A 21,623-nucleotide genomic window follows, 5' to 3' on the forward strand; every position below is an offset into this window, starting at 1 on the left:
ATAATATTGTTATATGATGAGGTATTATAAAGTATGTGTTATTAAAAAACTATTCCGTTCTTGGAAGCTATAAATAGCGCATTATTAAACTTAAAATGACGGTATTTATATCTGCGATTTTGGTTAATTAATATTTAATAAAATGAAAATAAAGTTATTAGTATTTTTACTTTTCATATTCTTAACTACCGCAATTAGAGCACAAAATTTAATTTCATTACCTCCAAATATAGCACCTGAGGATAGAATATGTTTTGCAATGTACACCGTGCATGAAAAAACGGTAAAACTAAATGCCCAATTTTACCCAATTAAAAACTTTGAACCTTTTGAAGCTTCTCTTGAAATTCAGGAAAACGGAAAATGGGTAAAAAGAGCAGATGCAAGAATTCAATACCCAGGCTATACGTCACTTTTTAGAATTGAAAATTGGGATGACACTAAAGAAGTAAAATACAGAGTGGTTCATAACAATAAAGCTTTTTATGAAGGCATTATTCGTAAAAACCCAACTCATAAAGATAATTTTGTTTTAGCGGCATTAACCTGTAATTCAATTTATCCCCAACATGGTGGTGATATCCCAAGAACGGATATTGTAGAAAATCTTAAAAAAATACAACCAGATTTATTGTTTTTCTCTGGAGATCAGGTATACGATCATAGTCAACACTATCTGTATTGGTTAAAGTTTGGTAAAGATTTTGAAGCGATAATTAGAAACACGCCTACCATTTGTATTGTAGATGATCATGATGTGGGACAAGGTAATATTTGGGGTGCAGATGGTAAGCAAACCGAAACAAGAAGTGGCATTTCGGGAGGTTATTATATGCCAGTAGATTATGTAAAAGAAGTAGAAAGAGCACAGACAAGCCATTTACCAGACCCGTACGATCCTACTCCAATAGAACAAGGTATCGGTGTGTATTATACAGATTTAAAGTGGGGAGGCATTAGTTTTGCCATTTTAGAAGATAGAAAGTTTAAATCGGGATTATTAGATTTACCTAAATATGCACCAGATATTTTTCCTAATGGAACAAAAGATGCCATTTTTGATGCAACTGTTGACACCAGAAAATTAGACATTCCGAATGCAAAATTATTAGGAGATAGACAATTAAAGTTTTTAGAAGATTGGACAACAGATTGGGAAAATGCAGAAATGAAAACAGTATTAACACAAACTGTTTTTGCAATGGTAAATAATTATACAGGCAAACACGACAGAGAAATTATTGCAGATTTTGACACAAATGGATGGCCGCAAACAGGAAGAAACAAAGCTTTAGCAGTTATAAGAAAAAGTTTTTCTCTTATGATTGGTGGAGACCAACATCTAGCAACCTTTGTAAAACACGGAGTAGATAATTTTGGAGATGCAGGTTATTCTTTTGTAACTCCAGCAATTGCAAATTATTGGATGCGTTGGTGGGACCCTAAAAAACCAGGAGCAAATAGAGCAAAGAATGCACCCTATTATACAGGCGATTTTTTAGACGGTTTTCAAAATAAAATAACTGTTGAGGCTGTTGGAAATCCATCCGCAGAACAAATAAAAGAAGGCGGAAAATTATCTACCAGAGTTGCAGGTTTTGGAGTTATTAAATACAACAAACCAAAAAGAACCATCACTTTTGAATGTTGGGAAAGAAATGTAGATATTACAGACCCAAATCAAAAACAATACAAAGGTTGGCCAATTACCATTTCGCAATTCGATAATTACAGCCCAAGAGAATATTTCGAACTTCCAACATTACAGTTATCAAAAGAAAACCAAGTAGTAACTGTACTTAAAAGTAGTACAAGAGAAGTGGTTTCTTCAGTTAGAATAAAAGGGTTTAAATATCAACCTAAAGTTTTAGCATTAGGCTCTTACACTATTGAAATTGGAGAAGGAAATACACCATTTAAAATTTTTAATGTTGAAGGAAAATTAGAAAACAAGAAAAAATTAGAGATAAAAATCTAAATTTCAAAATGTATGCTAATTTCTATTTGATATAATAAATAATTGATTTTTTTTAGATTAAAAGATTAAAAAATGATAAAAAAATTAAAAATTTTCTCATTAATAGCCTGTTATGCCTTAACTGGTTGTGCTCAAGAAAAAAAAGAATATTACAGTCCAAATTACGAGTCGCTAAATACTCATGAAATTCCAGATTGGGCTTTAGATGCAAAATTCGGAATTTATGCTCATTGGGGACCTTATACAATGACTGGAGATTGGCCAGATGACCCAACTTACCCAAAATCCGGGAATTATCACACAGTAGGTTACAGAGGTTTGTATCAATTAGGAAAAAAAATAGATCCAAGAAGAGTTGCTTTCGAAAAACGATATGGTGCTGTTAAAGATGGTTTTGGTTATAAAACTTTAGCTGAAAATTTTACAGCCAGTAAATTTGATCCTGTTGCATGGGCAGATTTAGTGCAAGAATCTGGAGCAAAATATGCAGGTTTAGCAGTAGTACATCATGATGGATTTTTAATGTGGGACAGTAAAGAAACACCTTTTAATGCTGGTAACATGGGGCCAAAAAGAGATGTTACTGAAGAATTATTTGCAGAATTTAAAAAGAGGAATATTAAAACAATGGCAACGTTTCATCATGCCAGAAGTTTGGAAATGTACAATAAATGGATACCAACTTTAAGAAAAAATCCAGCATATAAAAATGTAGATTTATTACAAAAAGAAAATGAAGAGTATTATTGGTTTTTGGACAAAAAAACCTTTTCTAAAAAACGCTTTGATATTACAAAAGAGTTTGTTCAAAAATATAAACCAGATTGTATTTGGTTCGATTCGGGAGGTGTAAAAGAAACGCAAGAACAAACTTTAGCAACCTTTTTTAATATGGGTATAGATGCAAATAAAGAAGTTTCTGTACATAATAAAGATAGTCAATTTGGTAAAAAAATTGGATTATATTCTTTTGAAAGAGGATATAAAAGACCAGAGTTTATTCCTTGGCCATGGGAAGATGATACGACAGCTTCTAATAGTGGTAGTTGGGCTTGGTGGCATGGAATAACTTATAAAAAGTCTAGCGATTTAATTTTAAGATTAATTCATTTAGTCTCTCATAATGGAGGATTGTTGTTATCTCTGAATCCTAGACCAGATGGTTCTTTTGATCCAGAAATGATAGAAATGCTAAAGGATATTGGCAAGTGGTTAAAACAAAATGAAGAATCAATTCATGGGTCGAGACCTTGGGAAATTCAAGGCGAAGGACATTTAGGAGAAGAAGAGTTACGATTTCAATGGAATAGAAATATGACAAGATGGGCAAAACCTGATGTGTCTATTTTTGACGAAACAGATATTCGTTTTACCACCAAAGGTGATACACTATATGCTATTCAGTTGGCTATTCCTGAAAATGGAATTACCACTATAAAATCTTTAGGTTTAAATAAAACACCTAAATCTATAAAAAGTATAGAAAGTATATCTTTAATTGGCAATGGAGAATTAGAATTTAAAAGAACAGAAGAAAATTTAGAAATTACATTACCAAGTGATTTGCCTAATGATGTGGCTTTGGTTTTTAAGATTAACATAAAAGGAAAATTAAATAGAATTCTTCATAAAAATGAAAGATGATTTTTGATTTATTAGTAATACTTACTTTTTTATTAATACTAATATTGTGTATTTCTAAATGGAAAATTCATCCATTTATAGCATTAATTTTAACAGCAATTGCATGAGATGTCACTTTAATATTAGGAGGTAAAAATACTGTTTCTGTTGTTTTTAGAAGGATTAACACACACACACACAATAATACCACAAACTCCAGGGCCTTTAGCCGTAGCATCTTTATTGGGCGTAGAAATGGGCAGACTTTTTATGATTAACTTAATAGTTGCCACATTTGCAATGATTGGTGTCATTTTATTTGTGGTTTTAGTTTTTTAGGATTCTAAACTTTTTTAAAGGTAAGATAAAGGAAGTATCAGTTAAGATTTGTATAAAAACAATTCTTTATTATTTTTTTCTTTGCAGAGTTAAGTCTTGTTTTAAGTTAGAAACTTAATATATCAAATAAAAAATAACAATAAAATACATCTTTATGACAAACAATAAATTCACTTTTATCCTTTTAATTTGTTTTATATTTTTCTCTACACCGGCTGCTATAAACGCTCAAGTAGCTTTTAAAGAAGTTTTTAAAGAATTTCCAAGACAAGAAAAAAATCTAAGAAAATGGGATGCTCCAGTAGTTGTAGATTTAGATCAAGATGGTTATTTGGATTTATTAATAAACGATCATGGTTATGGTATTCAAGTATGCTGGAATAACAAAGGTAAATTTGCTAAACCTTATGATATTATAATGGGCGATTTACATGGTGTTTCCGTTGGAGACATAGATTTTGATGGGAATTTAGAAGTGATTATGTCTCGTGGAGGAGGGTCTGGAAGTAATGCCAGAAACTCAAAAATGTATCGTGTTATAGGTAGAGAATTTGTGCCTTTAAAAGATTTTAAAGAACCATTAGTTATGATGCGTGGTAGAACCGTTGATTTTATTGATATTAATAATGATGGACACTTAGATTTGTTAAATTTAGCATTCCCAGATGGAGCTAAAAAAGGGGAAACGGAGAACTATATTTATGAAAATAATGGAAATGGAGAACTAATTCTTAATTCCACTTTACCAGCTAGTAAATTTGATGGTCAAAAAGTATTGGTTACAGATTTTAATGGCGACAATATTTTTGATATTGTAATGTATGGTAATAAAAATGTTATTATGTACCAAGGTGGAGAAGGTTTTACTTTTGAAGATGTTACAAAAAAAGTATTACCAAATGATATAGATGAAGTAAATGGGGTTTCTGAAATCGACTTTGATAATGATGGCGATTTTGATTTATACTTTTCTAGAGGTCTAGAATTTAAAATTGGTGAAACTTTTTTTGATAAGGAAACTGAAACCTTTGGGTTTTACACTAAAAGAGGTGAATTTCAATTTGATGATTTAGAAACAGGAGACATTCTACAAATGGAAAATTTCCAATCGCAATGGCCAAATAATGATACTTATTTTATTGGTGAAGCATCTTATGATTATGAATTCTCTGGAGAAACACATTCAGGGAAAAACATAAAATTAGTAATGAGTGATGCACTTGGTTTTCCAGACAATGCCAATTATAAAGAAAAAAAGGGTTGGTACATAGGTTATGTAGGTAATCAAAAATGGAGAATTGCTGGATTTCTTTTTGCGCCTGCTACAGGTATTGTTCATGGTGTGAAAGATTATCCAAAGTATGAGAACCCTGAAGGTCTTGAAGATGTTTTATTAGAAAACAAAGGAAAGAAGTTTCAAGATGCTACAAACAAAACGAATCTTTTATTTAAAGAACATTCTTGTGCTACTACAATTGCTGATTTTGATAACAATGGTTTTAGTGACATTTTAGTTGTTCCAAGAGGAAACTTAGTTAACGAAAATCAAACTATCTTATTTTTAAATAAAGGTGGCTATCAGTTTGAAAGACTGAAAGGTCATAACATGATATCTACAGAATTAGGAGCTATAGGAATGGCTGTTGAGAGTTTAGATTATAATAACGATGGTAATGTAGATGTTGTTTTAGGTAACGAACGTGGTAAATGGCATTTGTTTAAAAATGAATTTAATATTGCTAAAAAGAATAACTTTATTGTTGTTGAGGTTGGAAATTCTCCTTCAAAAAAGGCAACAGCTTTAGGCGCAATAGTTACAGTTAAGTCTGGTAAAAACATTCAACAAAGGCGAGTAGGTTCTACAGGAGCACAGTATTCCTTAAGTTTTAATGATCTTGTTCATTTTGGTTTAGGTTCTAGTAATCAACCTGTGAAAGTTAAAGTTACTTGGACTAATGGGGAAACATTAGAAAAAACGATTACCAGTTTTAACACAACTACCTTTATTGGTAAATAAAAGAATATCAACTAACTATTTCTAATATCATTTATTTTGGGAATAAAATCTAAAATCACTAAAAAGCGTTATAATATTTTAGCGCTTATTTTTGGTACAGTAGTCATCAACTATTTAGACAGAACTAATATTTCTGTAGCAGCATCTGCAATAAGTGAATCTTTAGATTTAACTACCGTTCAAATGGGATCGCTTTTCTCAATATTTGGTATCGCTTATGCTGCATTACAAATCCCAGGAGGTATTATAGTTGATAAAGTACGTTTACGATTTTTATATGCGTTTATGCTTCTTCTATGGTCTATAGCAACACTATTTCAAGGTTTTGTGAGTTCATTTAAACTTTTACTAGGGCTTAGAGCAAGTATTGGTGTATTTGAAGCACCATCTTATCCAGCAAATAATGCCATAGTAACTAAATGGTTTCCAGAAACGGAACGCGCTTCGGCAATAGCCATTTATACATCTGGTCAATTTATTGGTTTAGCCTTTTTATTTCCTGCACTAACTTTAATTCAAGATAAAGTGGGCTGGAGAGGTTTATTAATAATTTCTGGTATAATTGGGATTCTTTGGGCCGGTGTTTGGTATGCTTTTTATCGTGATCCGGATCAGCACAAATCAGTAAGTGAAGAAGAATTAAAATTGATAAAAGAGGGTGGAGGATTTTCAAAAAAAATAAGAACGGCTTCAGAAAAAAAGGAAAAGTTTAATTGGGACGATTTCTTTGAAGCTTTTAAACACAGAAAGTTGTGGGGCGTTTACTTAGGTCAATTCTGTATGGGCTCTATGTCAATATTTTTCTTAACATGGTTTCCAACATATCTAGTGGAATATCGTGGACTTGATTTTATAAAATCAGGATTTTTAGCATCTATTCCTTTTTTAGCTGCATTCTGTGGTGTGCTTTTAGCTGGTTTTTCATCAGATTATTTAGTGAAAAAAGGAAAAACACCAGAATTTGCAAGAAAAATGCCTGTATTGATAGGTTTATCTTTATCAACATTAATTATTGGTGCAAACTTTACCGATAGTACATTCTTAATTATTTTATTTTTAACGATTGCTTTTTTTGGAAATGGGTTAGCATCAATCATGTGGGTATTTGTTTCTTTAATAGCACCAAAACGAATTATCGGACTGGTAGGTGGTGTGTTTAATTTAATAGGTGGTTTGTCTGCGGTTGTTGTACCTTTTGTTATTGGAGTACTAGTTCAGGATGGAGATTTTAGTCCTGCATTATTTTTCATTGGAGCAATAACAGTCATTGGTTTTCTATCAATTTTATTGGTCGTTGGAAAAGTTAAGCGCATAGAGTTGAAAGATGCTGATGATGAAATTGAAGATATAGGATTATGAAAATAACAGATATAAAAGTATTCCCTGTAAATATTGCAGGTAGAAGCCAACTTAATGTAAAAGTAGAAACCAATCAAGGTATTTATGGTTGGGGCGCTTCTGGAATAACAGGAAGAGAGTTAGCAGTTATTGGAGCGATAAATCATTACAGACCATTATTAGTTGGTAGAGATCCAAGACAAATTGGTGCCATTTGGCAAGATTTATATCGCGGACAATATTTTGAAGGTGGACGTGTATTAACTGCTGCAATTTCAGCAATAGATATAGCACTTCATGATTTAAAAGGAAAAGCCTTAGGTGTTCCAGTTTATGAACTTTTAGGAGGAAAACAACGCGATTATGTTGAGTGTTTTGCTTCATTACGATTTAGTAGTAAAGAAGAATTAATTGAACGTGCTAAAGTTTTAATTAAAGAAGGTTGGCGGATGCTACGATTAGCTCCAGCTGAATATGAAGAAGGAAAATATGCTTCAGAATTTGAACCTAGAGATTCTATCGCAATTATTGCCGATTGGGTTTCTGCATTAAGAAAAGAAGTAGGTAATAAAGTAACTATCGGTATAGATTATCATCACAGATTATCAGTTCCAGAAACCGTGTCATTTATTCAAAAAATGCCTGTTGGAACTCTTGATTTTATTGAAGAACCTATAAGAGATGAGTCCCCAGAGGTTTATCAAGAATTAAGAAAAATGATAAATGTTCCTTTTGCTATTGGCGAAGAATTTGCAAGTAAATGGCAGTTTTTACCATATATAGAAAAGAATATTACACAATTTGCAAGAATAGATGTTTGTAATGTTGGAGGTATTACAGAAGCTATAAAAGTGGCAAACATGGCTGAGGCGCATTATATAGATTTATTGCCACATAATCCTATTGGACCCATCTGTACGGCTGCAACAATTCATTTAGCTGCTGCTTGTCCAAACTTTACTTGGTTAGAAGAAATGAACACACCAGTGGAAAATCCAGGATTAGATGATATTAATTATTATCCTGTGCAACCCAAATTAGAGGGAAATCGTTATAAAGTTACAGACGCTCCAGGTTTAGGGATTGAGTTTAATGAAGAGTTAGCGCTTAAAGAAGGTTTCAAACCTGTTGAAACGCCACGTTTAAAAAGAAAAGATGGTTCTTTTACGAACTGGTAAATCAATAAATAAAAATACAATGAAATTATTTTTTTCAATACTTTTTACTTTCGCATTTAGTGTCATTTATGTCCAAGCTCAAGAAAGACCTAACATCATCATTATGATGACAGACGATCAAGGTTATGGAGATATTGGTGCACATGGAAATCCATATTTAAAAACACCTCACATGGAATCTATTGGAGAAGAAGGTATTGAAATGACTCACTTTTTTAGTTACCCAAATTGTTCAGCTTCAAGAGCTGCATTATTAACAGGAAGATATCCTTACAGAACAGGTGTAACTGCGGTTACTCAGGTCGATCATTTCATGAATACTTCCGAAGTTACTATTGCGGAAGTTCTTAGAGATAACGGTTACAGAACAGGCATATTTGGAAAATGGCATTTAGGAGATAATACACCAATGCGTCCTATAGATCAAGGTTTTCAAGAAACTTTAGTACATAGAGGAGGCGGTATTGGGCAAGCAGCAGGACCTGCTGGAAACACATATTTTGATCCCGTTTTGGAACATAATGGCAAACAAAAAAAGTATGAAGGCTATTGCGATGATATCTTTACCGAAGCTGCATTAGATTTTATGAGTCAAAAAGACGGAAAACCATTTTTTACCTATTTAGCAACTAACTTACCACATTTTCCTTTACAAGTTCCAGAGAGTCGAGCAGAGCCTTTTAGAAAAATGGGTTTACATGAAGACAATGCACTTACCTACGGAATGATTGATAATATTGATTACAACGTGGGAAGAGTTCTTGATAAATTAAAAGCCTTAGGTATTGAAGATAATACGATAGTTATTTTTCTTTCAGATAATGGTCCTCGTCACAGAAGAACAAAAAATGATAGTTACCCAGGAAGGTGGGTTGCTAATTTAAGAGGCACCAAAACAAGTGTTTATGATGCTGGTATTCGTGTGCCTTTTTATGTAAAGTGGCCTGGGAAAATAAATCCTGAAAGGCAAACTTCGGATATGGGAGCCATTATAGATATATTTCCAACCTTATTGGAAGTTGCTAAAGTAAACGCACCAAAAAATATTCATATAGATGGCGAATCTCTATTGCCACTTTGGACAAAAAATAAATCTGATAACCTAAAAAATCGAGATTTTGTTGTACAGATGCATTATGGACCAACACCATTTAAATACATGCATTTTTCATTGAGAACACCAAAATACAAATTGGTAAGTCCACATAATTTTCCTCATGGAATAGTGCATCAGCCAACAGATTTTGAATTAAAAAATGTATTGAAAAATTTGGAGCTTTATGATGTTGAAAATGATCCAAGTGAACGTATCAATATCGCAAAAAATCATCCGGAAATTGTAGACGAGATGTTATCGCGTTACGAAAATTGGTTTGATGAGGTTACAGAAGAACGAGATGCAAAAGGCATTGAAAAAATTCATTTAGGCACTAAGGCACAACCACATGTTACTTTATCTCGATTTGATTGGGGGGGACCTCGTGTAATTTCTCGATTTGATTACGGTGGGCCACGTGTTATTGAAGATAATCAATTAGGTTTTTGGGGTGTGAAAACTGAAGCAGGAACTTATAAAGTATCTTTTGATTTGCCTGAAATAGAATCAGATGGTATCGCACATTTAAAGTACAATAATTTGCATATATCTAAGCCCATTCTAGCTGGACAAAAACAAGTTAATTTTGAGACCGTTAAATTACAGGCTGGAGAAGGGAACTTCCATGCTTATATAAAAATGGATAGATTGCCTATAGGGCCAGTTTTTGTGGATGTTATAAAATTGAATTAGTATTTAATATTATGAATTTTAATAATAAAGCCATTAATATGAAAATTTTCTCAAATAAGATAGTCGTTTTATTATTGTTTGCCATAGTTTTTAACTCTTACAATGTTCTCGCACAAACGTTAGAAGCAACTGCACTACAGAAAATTAATGAACTCAATGCACTTATTGTAACAGCTGAAACTTCAGGAAAAGAAGCTTTAAGGGAAAAACTAACGGTAAGAACAGCTGAGGTTTTTTTAGATTATGCCAATTGGGATGAAGCAAATATTACTAAAAATACAGACTATTTTGGAGTGACTTGGCATTATAAAGACAATGCTTCTCAAATGGCAAATTTACTTCCGGATTTTGAAAGACAAGATATCATAACCATGTTGGATTCATCATTAGTAGAGTTGAATAAAATCATAAATGATGATATTATTAGAAAGCCAACACCTAATGTAGATTGGGCAAATATTACTATTAGCGGTAATAAATTATTACACGAAGGGAAACCAGTTTTTTTAGCAGATTGGACATGGAAACCAGAAACAAGTCTTTTTCAGGAGTATCACGGTCAATTAGACGGATATTTTATGACACCAAATTATATTACTGATGATACAGGAACTATAAGAGTTAACAAGCTTAATGAAATAAACAGTAAACCTTCAGGTAAAGCAGGTTTCATTTTCATCAACAATAGAAATGTGCCACAATGGGCAATTGATAAGTATGGTGCCGATTTTGTTATAAAAGATGAAAAGAATGTTAGGTACACAGAGTATGATATAGACCACCCTGGAGCAAAAGAAATGATGGGTTTTTTAATCCAAGGGATGATACCACAAATGTCTGGAAAAAATTATAGCAAATTAGGCTATATGATGTGTAATGAACCGCATTTTATTAATACTGTAGAAGCCAACGGAAATTTGAGTTGGGCGAGTAGTGGTGTTTCAAATTATACTATTGAAGCATTTAAAGTTTGGTTACAAAATAAGCATACAACCATTGCTAATCTTAATACACTTTGGGGAACTAGCTTTGCAGATTTTGATGCAGTAACCATTACTATTCCAATATCGGTAACGCTTCAAGGTACAGCAAAATGGTACGATTGGATGTCTTTTAATATGGACAGGGTAACCAATTGGTATCAATTTATGAAAGATGAAATTATTGCTGCTGACCCAAACGCTAAAGTGCATCTAAAAATAATTCCAAAATTTTGGACTAATAATGAAAGAACCAGAGGCATAGATGTCGAAGCGCTTACACGCATGTCTGGTTTTATTGGAAATGATACAGGAGCAGTTCATAGAAGTGCACCTTGGAATACCGAACCTTGGGAGGCTGATTATATTTTTGAATGGAGTGAAATGTCTATGGCACATGATTTCTTTAAATCTATTAGCCCAAATAAAATGATGATTAATACAGAATCTCATTTCTTATCTACAAAAGCATCCATTAATTTATATTTGAATCCGTTACATTCAAGAGCTACTTATTGGTTAGCACATACACAAGGTTTAAATGCAAGCCAGACATGGTTTTGGTCTAGACGAGAAGATGGTAGCCCAAGGAATGAAAACGACCCAGGTTATGCAGGTTCAAATAATCATCAACCAAGAGTAGTCAATGAGTTGCATGCCACTTTAATGGATTTAAATGCACATTCCGAGGATATTGCAGCATTTCAAAAGCAACGAAAACCAATCAGGATTTTTTATACAAAAGCATCTTCAGTAAATAAGCCTAAACACATGGATGATGTTTTGGAGTTATATGAATCACTTTCATTTGAAGGTGTACCACTTGGCTTTGTTACTAAAGATATTTTATTAAACGAAAGTCCTAGTGATTGGGATGTTGTACTAGTTCATAAAACGCAGTTTGTTACCCAAGAAGATAAAGATGCATTACAGGCTTACATTAATGCTGGAGGTAAAGTGATCATGGATAATGTTAGTTTTAAAAAGGACGAATATAATAGAAATACCAGTAGCTTAACAGGAAGTATAACGTATACTTCTGGTGCGGAAAACATTAAAAATGCAGCGCTATCTATTGTTGATGGTTTTGGAAATACTCCAAATGTAGAATTAACAGAAACGAGTAGTGCTGGTCATCCAATTTGCTTATGGAAATCTGTTGAAAATAGCTCAGGTAATCAAATCATGTCCATTATAAATACAGGAAAAGTAGACGCGCAAATCGAAATAAACTTAAAGAATCCTGTTAATGGAACTACAGTAAAAGATCTTTTAAAAGGAGTTGATATTACTAACATTAAAACTTTGAAACCTTACGAATTACTTTTTGTGGAACTCAGAGATGAAGATAATAATCTTGGTTTAAATGATTTAAATATTGAAAACGATATTCGTTTATTTCCCAATCCATCTTTGGGCTTGGTCAGTTTACATTTTAAAAAAATTATGGGCTCAATTAAGATTGAGGTTATTAGTTTAGATGGTAAAAATATTTATAATTCAAAACACAGTAATACTAAACAATTAAATTTAGACTTAGGTTTTGCTTCTTCAGGTATTTATATTATTAAGGTTTCTAGTGAAGGTTTAAGTAAAAACTTTAAGCTTATTAAGGCATAATAAACAAGTAACTTTATAAGATTACTTCACTTTTAAAAACAGGAACGGTATCATAAAGTCAAAACATGTTAAAATATTGCAATCATGGGGTAAGTTAGTAATAGAAAAATTTAATTTTTATTTATTTATTTGATAACTAATTAAACTAAAAAAGTAATGAGATTACTAAAAATTATTTTTCTATTAGCAATTGTAGTCAGTTGTAAATCTAAAACAGAACAAAGAGTAGAAGAACCAAAGAAAAAGCTTAATGTTTTATTTCTTGCCATTGACGATTTGCGTCCAGAAATTGGTGCTTACGGCTCAGATATTGCCATAACTCCTAATATGGATAAATTGGCTGCTAATGGTTTATTATTTAACAGAGCTTATTGTCAAGAACCAATTTGTAGTCCATCTAGAGCAAGTTTAATGACAGGAGCAAGACCTGAAACTATAAATGTTATAGAAAACTTCACGTATTTTAGAGATGCTAATCCAGACATATTAACATTACCGCAACACTTTAGGGCTAATGGTTATGAAACTACCAGTACTGGAAAGATTTATCATAATACCAGATTTGGCGATGCAGAATTATCTTGGAGTAGAGAGCCAGCTTATGATAAAATGACCGTAGAAAAAAGCAAGACACCAGGTGGATTTGCTAATCCAGAAAGTCAAGAAATGTTCAAGAAGAATCAGGCTGATATGATCGCAAAATATGGCAAGGATGCCCCTAGAAATGGTTTAGGAAAAGGTCCTGCTTATGAAAATGCGGATGTTCCAGATACGTTTTATGATGATGGTTACAATGCAGAACTAGCTATTGTAACATTAAAGGACATGTTAGAAAAAAATCCCGACAAACCTTTCTTTTTAGGTATGGGAATGAAAAAGCCACATTTAGATTGGTTAGCACCAAAAAAATACTGGGATTTATATGATCCTACTAAAATAAAATTAGCAACACAAACTGAAGGTCCAGATGGTGGAGCAGCAATGGGATTACATCCTTCATTTGAATTACGAGCAAGATATGGGATTCCTAAAAAAGGATCTATTGATGATGAGATGGCTAGAACTTTAAAACACGCTTACTTAGCTTGTGTAAGTTATGTTGATGCGCAAATTGGTAGAATGATTGATGCTTTAGATGAAGCTGGAGTTCGTGAGAATACCGTTATTATTCTTTGGAGTGATCACGGTTGGCACTTAGGAGATATGGGGATTTGGGGAAAAGCAACAAACTACGAAATAGCAACACGCGTACCATTAATAATCTCAACACCGAATATGCCAAATTCAACACGTGGTGCAAAATCTGATGCGCTTGTTGAATTGGTAGATATGTATCCTACGCTTTGTGAGTTAGCAGGTCTTGATAAACCAAGTCATTTAGAGGGGCAAAGTTTTGTCCCTTTATTAAGTAACCCAAACAAACCATGGAAAAAGGCTGCATTTAGCCAATTTCCAAATCCAGCATTAAGAGAGTGGGCAGCAAATCCATTATCGCAAGGGATGCGCGAAACGTATTTCGGGCCTTTAATTGAAATACAAGAAAAGCGTATAAAAGCACAAATGGGGGATAAATGGAACAGAGATTTATTTGAAAATAATGTAATGGGTTATGCGATGCGAACTGCTAAATACAGAATTATTATTTGGAAGGATTATAAAAAACCAGAAAATGAGCCTCTTTTTGTAGAATTGTATGACCATATAAACGATCCTAAAGAAACTAAAAATATAGCTGATAAAAACCCTGAAGTTGTTAAAGCGTTAATTGCTCAATTTAACAAAGGTTGGAAAGGTAATCTTGCAAAACAGTAAGTTTAATTAGTTAATAAATTCCCGTAATGATTAATAAAATAATATCAAAGACAGCTGTGTTTACAGGAGCAATTCTTTTTTTTTGCCTTTTAATAACTAGCTGTGGAGCACAATCAAATTTAATATCGAGTTCAGAACCTACTTTTTTTGAGGATTCAGAAATAATTCCATTAGAAAATCGAAATCGACGTAAATTTGATAACGCTGTTATTGCAGATCTAGATCAGGATGGTTATTTAGATTTATTGTTGACTGAACATTCCAGAAGAGTAGAATTATTTTGGAATAATAAAGGTGTCTTTTCACAAGGAGAACCCTTTATATTTGGAGATACACACGGCATTTCAGTTGCCGATTATAATAACGATGGACTAATTGATGTTTTAGTACAACCAGGAGGTGGTGATGGTAAAAACCCAAGAAAGTTGAGAGCTTATACCATAGGGAAAGATAGATCCGTTTCAAAAGAAAATGAGTTCAAACATTTTGAAGCGAGTAGAGGTAGAGCGGTTAAGTTTTTTGATGCTGATAATAATAGTGAACTCGATTTAATTTTATCTGCATTTCCTCCAAACAAAAAAATTGAGCGAGCGCATTTCTTATATAATAGTGACAAAGATCAGGAGTTTTCGTTTATGGATTTATTGCCTCATGCCGATCGTTTTAATATGCGCACCACGATAACAGATTTCAATAATGATAATATCAAAGATTTTTTGTTTTATGGAGGCAGTAAAGTTATAGCTGTACAAGGTGAAGATGGACTTGGTTTTAAAGATGTTTCTAAGGATGTTTTAGGTGATTTAAAAAACACCAATTTAGTTAATAGCATTTCTGAAATAGATTTTGATAATGATGGTGATTTTGACTTATTCTTAACACGATCAAAACATCCTTTTGATTCTGAAAGTGACTATGATGAAACTACAAAAACTTATTTTTTTTTTGATAGAAGAAAAGCATTTCATCATGAAGTAAAAATTGAAGGCGATTTAAAATTGGAGAATTTACAAATGGCGTTTCCTCATTTTGATGTATTTATTGGAAGTGAAAAAAATCTATTCGAACGAAAAGATGATGAACATGGACATCATGATTTAACAATCACTCAAAAAGAAGCAAAAGGTTGGCCAAAAGACACTTCAAAAAAAGGATTATATATTGGTTATTTAGGTGATAATCTATGGCGTTTTGCTGGAGAAACCAATTCGCCAACATCAGGAGTAATTCATAATGTGATTGAAAAACCTGAAACTATAAGGTTAAAAGAGTTACCTGCCAAGTTATTAGAAAACGTAGGGGGTAAGTTTGTTGATGTTACTTCAAAATACGGTATCGATATTACTGAACAAACTACCAGTTCTGCTATTGGGGATTTCAATAATGATGGGTATTCAGATATTTTTGTGGTACGCTACGGAAATTCTGCTTCACAAATTGAACAATTTTTATACCTCAATCAAAAAGGTGAAAAATTCATAAAAGTTAAAAGTCATGGCATTATAAGAAAAGAGCTCGGTGCAACTGGCATGGGTGCGGATGTATTTGATTATGATAATGATGGTGATTTAGATATCATCTACTGTAACGAACGCGGTCAATGGCATTTATTTACCAACAATAGCCAAACTCCAAATAATTTTGTAAAAGTTAATGTTGGGTATTCGCCATCAGGTAAAGCGTCTCCAGTAGGGGCTGTATTAACGCTTACTGCAAATGGGCAAACATACAAGCGTGTGGTTGGAGCAACTTCATCCTCATATTCTCAAGGTTTAGATACCTATTTACATATTGGTTTGGGCACTAGTAATAAAGTCGATAAAGCAGAGGTTGTATGGAGCAACGGCGAAAAACAACAATTAAATATTAAAACATTAAACACAACTTATTCTATTGGGAAATAGAATTTCTAACTAAATAAATACATATCATGAAATCATTTATTGCAAAATATTTTTCACTTCTAGTTCTACTACTTCTGGTTGTAGGTTGTAATGGAGTAAAAAAGGAATTAACACTAGAAGAGCAAGCTTTTGAAAAAGTTGAGGTTCTTGAATCTCTAATGAATGAAGCCCGTTCAAAATCAATTGATGTTACTAGGGAAGAAACCGTCTTATGGTTCTCGAAAGAGTTTTTAAAATTTGCCGATTGGGATGAGACCAATAAAGATGCCGTTGAAAAGCTATTTGGTTATGAGCGTTATTATGCTGAGAACAAAGCACAACTTGCATTAGATTTACCAGATTTTGAACGCAAAAAAGTGGTTCAAATATTAGATAAAGGTATTGATGATTTAAATAAAGCCATCAGTGGAGAAATCACGCGTCGTCCTGTGAATAAAGTGGATTGGCAAAACACCAAAGCTGGAGACAATATGTTTGTAAGTAATGGTAAACCATCTTTCCCATATGATTACTTTTCAAAAACCGTTGGTCAGCCACTAACTAATGATCAGGTTTATAACGACCACTTAGGTGCGATTTATCACGGTGGAGAAAATCTTTATCCTGTAGATCATGATCGTGCGATTAATTCTTTCTTAGTAAAGGAAGATGGAACTTTTGATGATGAACTTATGAAGGAACTTACAAGTATTCCAGATACCAATATCGGATTCTTGATTTATTGGTCTATGGGTATTCCAGAATGGGTAGAAGCAAAAGAACCTGAAATTAGAAAAGGACGCTCTTTATTTACTGGTTTTGATATAGATAACCCTTTAGCTAGAGATGTATGGGGGAAAATTATTCGTCATACTGGAGAATTGACTAAAGGAAAAAAAGTAACCGAGTTAGGATATATTTTCGCAAACGAACCACACTGGTTTTCAGAAAAAAATCATTGGACGTCTAATTATAAGGAGATGAACGATATATCATCATATACTCTAAATAATTTCAGGTCTTGGTTAAAAAATAAATATAATGGTAATATTAAAACACTAAATACAAACTGGGAAACATCGTTTGCTAGTTTCAAAAATGTTGAAATAGAAATTCCAATTGATAAAGCATTAACTGGGAAACCAATATGGTTTGATTGGAATCGTTATAATATGGATAGAGTTACAGACTGGTTCAAATTTAATCAAGATGAATTGCATGCCGTTAATCCAGATGCAGATACCCATATTAAATTATTCCCTAGAACATTTTATGAAGATTCACGTTCACATGGAATGGATTTTGAAGCGCTTACTGAATTAACCACAATGATTGGTCATGATGCCAAAGCACTCGGAAGTCCAAGTATTAGGGCGCACATAAATTCTGATTGGGTAGAGCAATATGCCTATAAGTGGGATGGGATGGCTATTTTACATGATTTTCTTGAGTCTGTTGCCCCAAATAAAATAAATGTAAATTCTGAATCTCATTTTCTTTCATCGGGTATGTGGAGAGATATGGAAGCACGTACAAGTTACGTTCGTAATGTATATTGGCTATCAACCTTAATGGGTATGGATGCCAATATGGGATGGTTTTGGGCAAGAGATCCTGATGGTTCTCCAGAAGATAGATTAGAAGGAGAACTTAACTTTTTTGATCCAGGCTTAGGTGGTGCTTATGCCGGCTCCAACAACATGCAACCTCATATAGCTAATGAGGTAACACAGGTTATGTACGATTTAAATACCTTTTCTGAAGAAATAGTAAAGCTTCGAGAACAACCTCGTCCGTTACGATTATTCTATTCTGAAACATCTGCCATTAATACATCAAATTATATGACGAAAAACGGAAAGTTATATAAGTCCATGTTTTTTGAAGGCTTGCCGTTAGGTTTCGTCACTAAAAATATCATTGAGAAACAAGATAATAGCACTTGGAACACAGTAGTAGTTTATAATACAAAATATGTAACCGATGCTGAATTTAATGCGTTGCAATCTTATTTGAATAATGGTGGTACGGTAATTCTTGATTCTTCAGAAAGTTTATCAATGAATGAATATGGACAGAAACGAAATAAGAAGTTATCTGCTAGTAAAGGAAACCTGATTATATTAAATGACACTGATATTTCTAACATTAAGAGTAAAGCATTAGCAGAAATTGCAGACCATATGCCAGATGTTGTTGTAGAATCAGATAATGGTAAAGACTTTAAAACAACAATTTCAAGAGTGGTGAAGCAAGATAATGGTTCATACTTGCTTAATTTACTTAACGTAGGTCATGATACTACAAAGATTAAATTATCCTTAAAATCTGGTGCTCCAATAAAAATTAAAGATTTGATGACGTCTAACCCTGTTGATTCTGAATTTGATTTAGCATCAGAAGAAGTATTGTTATTAGAGATTACTAAATAATAGAGTTTTAAATGAAACAAATTGGTCTTTTTTCGTTGTTAGTGCTTTTTACCTTTAAGCAGGTTATTGCACAAACTCCTACCAAAACTTCGGATTCTCTGAGTTCATGGAAGTTGGTTAAAAGCTTATCCGATGAATTTGATGACTCTGAGGTAGATTGGAAAAAATGGTACAGAAAAGCGGAGTTGCCAAATACAACAGGCTGGAAATGGAATAATGATGCCAATGTTAAAATTGCTAATGGTGTAGCAGAATTAACCATGCAACATAATACTGATAATTTTCCAGATGATGGTACTTTTTTTAAATCTGGAATACTGAAATCTAAAGAAACTTTTACGACAGGTTATGTTGAAGCTAGGATAAAAGGTGCTGTTATTGATGTTCCTGGAACTAAAAATGGTTGGGGTGTTTGTCCTTCATTTTGGTTGTATAGCGATTTTGATAGAGAAGCTGAAGATGGTAAGACAATCTACTGTGAAATCGATGTTGTAGAATTACAACAGTTTGACTGGTTTAAAGGACATCAAGATGATATTCAAGATTCAGATCATAATTTACATTTGGTAAAAAAGATAAATGGTAAGGGTGTTTGGTTTCGTCCAAAACAACATATAGAAACTCAAATGAATAAATATAGAATCCCTGATGATCCTAGTCGAAATTATCATGTTTACGGTTGTGAGGTTAATGAAGAAGAAATTATTTGGTATGTTGATGGTGTAGAAATTGCTCGGAAACCAAATACTGATTGGTATAGACCAATGAATGTAACGGTCTCTTTAGGCTTACGCAGACCTTTTGTTCAATTTTCAAATAATGCCAATCGTGCTGTTGATCCTTTAATTAACTCTGAAGCTAAAGAGCAACTTAAAGGAATGCCAACTACTATGTATGTTGACTATATTCGTGTTTGGGAAAAGCGGTAGTATTAAAAATAATGTTGTTTTTTTGAGATGACAACTTAATTTTGAAATTATTATGAAGTTTTTTAGCTTAATATATCTTTTACTTATTATTCTTGGATGTGACAAAAAAGAGGCAAAAATAATTACCAATAAAAAACCAAACATCCTATTTATTGGTATTGATGATTTACGCCCAGAATTAGGTTGTTATGGTTCAGATATCGCCATAAGTCCAAACCTAGATAAGCTAGCAAGTCAAGGATTACTTTTTAATAATGCCTATTGTCAACAAGCTATTTGTGGGCCTTCAAGAGCTAGTTTACTCACAGGGATTAGACCAGAAATTAGTGGTGTTTTTCATAATTATATAAAATTTAGAGAAGCTAATCCTGATGTCATAACACTTCCTCAGCATTTTAAAAATAATGGTTATGAAACCGTTTATACAGGAAAAATATTTCATCATGGCGATTTAGATGAAGAAAAATCATGGAGCAGATTACCAGCACTTGACAGTATGTCTTCAAAAGGCATTAAAAACCCAGTTGGTTTTGCTTTAGAAAAAAATAACAAGGAGCGCGCTGAAACTAGAAAAGAAATGGTTGAAAAATATGGCGACATTGCTAAATACGGATTAGCATCTGGTATGGCCTATGAATCTGCAGATGTTTCAGACAATACTTATAGCGATGGCTACAACACCGAACTGGCTATAGCGACCATGAAAGAAATGCTTGCTAAAAAAGACAAACCTTTTTTCTTAGGCTTAGGATTCAATAAACCACATCTTAATTGGGTGGCGCCAAAAAAATATTGGGATTTATATGATAGAGACAAGATAAAAATAACTTCTCAAGATACGATTCCAGAAAACGGGGCAGAAATGGGATTACACCCTTCATTTGAATTACGAGTAAGAAGCGGGATTCCAAAAAAAGGAGCTATTGATGATGAATTAGCTATCACTTTAAAACATGCATATTTAGCTTGTGTAAGCTACGTAGATGCTCAAATAGGTAAAATGATAACTGCCTTAGAAGAGGCAGGAGTTAGAGACAATACCATCATTATTGTTTGGAGTGACCACGGATGGCACTTAGGCGATATGGGTATTTGGGGAAAAGCAACCAATTATGAAATTGCGACAAGAGTACCCATGATGATTTGGACACCCGATATGCCAAAAGGAAGTCAAGGTAAAACCACAGAGGCCTTAGTTGAATTGGTAGACATATATCCAACATTGGCTGATTTAGCAGGGTTGGGAATACCAAATCATGTTGAAGGAACTAGTTTTAAACCTTTATTAGAAAACCCGAAAGCCGATTGGAAAACTGCTGCATTTAGTCAGTTTCCTTCGCCAGCTTTAAGAGAATGGGGAGCTTTCCCAATAAGACCTGCAATGCGAGAAACTTATTTTGGACCACTACTAGCAGAAGTTGAAGAACGCATCATAAAACAACAAGGCGATAAATGGGATAGAAAGCTTTTTGAAAATAACTTAATGGGCTATGCGATGCGAACTCAAGATTATCGTTTGATTGTTTGGAAAGACAAGACACAACGAGAAAGTAAACCTATATTTATTGAGCTATACGATCATAAAACAGATCCTTTAGAAACCATGAATATTGCTGATAAAAGCCCAGAATTAGTTACTGAGCTTTTGATTCAATTTAATAAAGGATGGAAAGGGAATTTATCAAAACACTAAATTAATATCAAG

The 21,623-nt window shown here is 33.1% G+C and carries 13 protein-coding genes; all 13 read left to right on the forward strand.

Features of this window, described 5'->3' with window-relative positions; genetic code table 11:
• Positions 1-142: 142 nt before the first annotated feature.
• The 13 genes from AAFN75_RS13910 (at position 143) to AAFN75_RS13970 (ending at position 21,611) form a co-directional block, all read left to right on the forward strand.
• The gene (locus AAFN75_RS13910; protein ID WP_411806897.1) at positions 143-1,978 is read left to right on the forward strand and encodes a metallophosphoesterase family protein; all 1,836 of its coding nucleotides are present in this window, start codon (positions 143-145) and stop codon (positions 1,976-1,978) included.
• 72 nt (positions 1,979-2,050) lie between these two features.
• Positions 2,051-3,622: an alpha-L-fucosidase gene (locus AAFN75_RS13915; protein ID WP_411806898.1), complete on the forward strand. Its 1,572-nt coding sequence runs from the start codon at positions 2,051-2,053 to the stop codon at positions 3,620-3,622.
• 147 nt (positions 3,623-3,769) lie between these two features.
• Positions 3,770-3,940 (forward strand): hypothetical protein, encoded by a 171-nt coding sequence (locus tag AAFN75_RS13920; RefSeq protein WP_411806899.1) that lies wholly within the window; start codon positions 3,770-3,772, stop codon positions 3,938-3,940.
• 154 nt (positions 3,941-4,094) lie between these two features.
• Complete coding sequence (locus AAFN75_RS13925) at positions 4,095-5,957, forward strand: CRTAC1 family protein (protein WP_411806900.1); 1,863 nt, start codon at positions 4,095-4,097, stop codon at positions 5,955-5,957.
• A 36-nt stretch (positions 5,958-5,993) separates the two neighbouring features.
• Positions 5,994-7,316: an MFS transporter gene (locus tag AAFN75_RS13930; RefSeq protein ID WP_411806901.1), complete on the forward strand. Its 1,323-nt coding sequence runs from the start codon at positions 5,994-5,996 to the stop codon at positions 7,314-7,316.
• On the forward strand, positions 7,313-8,473 hold the full coding sequence (locus tag AAFN75_RS13935; protein WP_411806902.1) for a mandelate racemase/muconate lactonizing enzyme family protein: 1,161 nt from the start codon (positions 7,313-7,315) through the stop codon (positions 8,471-8,473). Before AAFN75_RS13930 ends, AAFN75_RS13935 begins: the two co-directional genes overlap by 4 nt.
• A 19-nt stretch (positions 8,474-8,492) precedes the next feature.
• Positions 8,493-10,262, forward strand: a complete 1,770-nt coding sequence (locus AAFN75_RS13940; protein ID WP_411806903.1) for an arylsulfatase — start codon at positions 8,493-8,495, stop codon at positions 10,260-10,262.
• Between the two features lie 38 nt (positions 10,263-10,300).
• A complete protein-coding gene (locus AAFN75_RS13945) occupies positions 10,301-12,862 on the forward strand; it encodes a beta-galactosidase (protein WP_411806904.1) in 2,562 nt (853 codons plus the stop codon).
• Positions 12,863-13,018: 156 nt separating this feature from the next.
• The gene (locus AAFN75_RS13950) at positions 13,019-14,674 is read left to right on the forward strand and encodes a sulfatase (protein ID WP_411806905.1); all 1,656 of its coding nucleotides are present in this window, start codon (positions 13,019-13,021) and stop codon (positions 14,672-14,674) included.
• A gap of 26 nt (positions 14,675-14,700) precedes the next feature.
• Positions 14,701-16,578 carry a CRTAC1 family protein gene (locus AAFN75_RS13955; RefSeq protein WP_411806906.1) on the forward strand — a complete coding sequence of 626 codons (1,878 nt, stop codon included), beginning with the start codon at positions 14,701-14,703 and terminating at the stop codon, positions 16,576-16,578.
• Between the two features lie 26 nt (positions 16,579-16,604).
• Positions 16,605-18,989, forward strand: a complete 2,385-nt coding sequence (locus AAFN75_RS13960) for a beta-galactosidase (RefSeq protein ID WP_411806907.1) — start codon at positions 16,605-16,607, stop codon at positions 18,987-18,989.
• Positions 18,990-19,000: 11 nt separating this feature from the next.
• Positions 19,001-19,918, forward strand: coding sequence for a family 16 glycosylhydrolase (locus tag AAFN75_RS13965; protein ID WP_411806909.1), 918 nt, complete (start codon positions 19,001-19,003; stop codon positions 19,916-19,918).
• 52 nt (positions 19,919-19,970) lie between these two features.
• Complete coding sequence (locus tag AAFN75_RS13970) at positions 19,971-21,611, forward strand: sulfatase (RefSeq protein WP_411806910.1); 1,641 nt, start codon at positions 19,971-19,973, stop codon at positions 21,609-21,611.
• The last annotated feature ends 12 nt before the right edge of the window (positions 21,612-21,623 follow it).

Source organism: Algibacter sp. AS12 (assembly GCF_046736315.1).
GTDB classification, from domain to species: Bacteria; Bacteroidota; Bacteroidia; order Flavobacteriales; family Flavobacteriaceae; genus Algibacter_B; species Algibacter_B amylolyticus.

Excerpts from the sequence above, each read along its gene's own strand:
- AAFN75_RS13935 (WP_411806902.1), top strand. The coding sequence starts at position 7,313 with ATGAAAATAACAGATATAAAAGTATTCCCTGTAAATATTGCAGGTAGA.
- AAFN75_RS13960 (WP_411806907.1), top strand. The coding sequence starts at position 16,605 with ATGAAATCATTTATTGCAAAATATTTTTCACTTCTAGTTCTACTACTT.
- AAFN75_RS13970 (WP_411806910.1), top strand. The coding sequence starts at position 19,971 with ATGAAGTTTTTTAGCTTAATATATCTTTTACTTATTATTCTTGGATGT.
- AAFN75_RS13965 (WP_411806909.1), top strand. The coding sequence starts at position 19,001 with ATGAAACAAATTGGTCTTTTTTCGTTGTTAGTGCTTTTTACCTTTAAG.
- AAFN75_RS13955 (WP_411806906.1), top strand. The coding sequence starts at position 14,701 with ATGATTAATAAAATAATATCAAAGACAGCTGTGTTTACAGGAGCAATT.
- AAFN75_RS13940 (WP_411806903.1), top strand. The coding sequence starts at position 8,493 with ATGAAATTATTTTTTTCAATACTTTTTACTTTCGCATTTAGTGTCATT.
- AAFN75_RS13945 (WP_411806904.1), top strand. The coding sequence starts at position 10,301 with ATGAAAATTTTCTCAAATAAGATAGTCGTTTTATTATTGTTTGCCATA.
- AAFN75_RS13925 (WP_411806900.1), top strand. The coding sequence starts at position 4,095 with ATGACAAACAATAAATTCACTTTTATCCTTTTAATTTGTTTTATATTT.
- AAFN75_RS13915 (WP_411806898.1), top strand. The coding sequence starts at position 2,051 with ATGATAAAAAAATTAAAAATTTTCTCATTAATAGCCTGTTATGCCTTA.
- AAFN75_RS13910 (WP_411806897.1), top strand. The coding sequence starts at position 143 with ATGAAAATAAAGTTATTAGTATTTTTACTTTTCATATTCTTAACTACC.
- AAFN75_RS13950 (WP_411806905.1), top strand. The coding sequence starts at position 13,019 with ATGAGATTACTAAAAATTATTTTTCTATTAGCAATTGTAGTCAGTTGT.